Origin of the sequence: Microbacterium sp. Leaf351 (assembly GCF_001423825.1) — a bacterium.
Lineage (GTDB): Bacteria > Actinomycetota > Actinomycetes > Actinomycetales > Microbacteriaceae > Microbacterium > Microbacterium ginsengisoli.
Genome location: NZ_LMPK01000018.1, coordinates 17,570 through 18,321, shown reverse-complemented (window position 1 = coordinate 18,321; position 752 = coordinate 17,570). Strand labels below are relative to the sequence as shown.

The window sequence follows — 752 nt, the reverse complement described above, 5'->3', positions numbered from 1 at the left end:
GCCGACACGCGACGAGCCGTACACCGGGTTCGCGGTGGGGTTCTCGTCGCTGCGCACCGACCTCGAGGAGACGTACGACTTCGTGCGCGACGTCGTCGGCGAGCTCGCCGCGCTGACCCCCGGCCCCTACCTGCACCTCGGCGGCGACGAGGCGCTCGGCACCGACCGCGCCGACTTCGACCGATTCGTCGCACGCGCCGCCCGGCTCGTGATCGATGCCGGCAAGATCCCGGTCACCTGGCACGAGGCGGGAACGACGCCCGACCTGCCGGAGGGCACCGTCGGGCAGTACTGGGGCTTTCGCACCCCGATCGAGGGGATGGACGAGAAGGCCCGCGGATTCGTGCGACGCGGGGGCCGCGTCATCCTCTCTCCGGCCGACGCGATCTACCTCGACATGAAGCCCGACGCCGACGAGCCGCTCGGCCTCACCTGGGCTGACGGCCCGACGAGCCTCGAACGCTCGTACGACTGGGACCCGGCGGAGGTCGTCCCCGGCGTCGCCGAAGCGGACATCCTCGGGGTCGAGGCCGCGATGTGGACCGAGACGGTGCGCACCGCCGCCGACATCGACCGCCTCATCTGGCCGCGGCTCGCGTCGGCGGCCGAGAAGGCGTGGTCACCGCGCGGCATCGACGCGGCCGACTTCCACGGGCGGGTCGCGCGCATCGCGTGGCGTCCGCTCGGAGGCGTCTCATGACGAGCACGGTGATCCACTCGGCCCGGCTCGTCACGGCCGGAGTCGAGACCGC

General features: G+C 72.9%; 1 protein-coding gene. It reads left to right on the top strand.

All coding sequences use genetic code 11. The features are described 5' to 3' along the window. Positions 1–700, top strand: a 700-nt coding sequence (locus tag ASG00_RS17535; protein WP_268772036.1) for a family 20 glycosylhydrolase, incomplete at its 5' end; no start/stop codon positions are given. Positions 701–752: the final 52 nt, after the last annotated feature.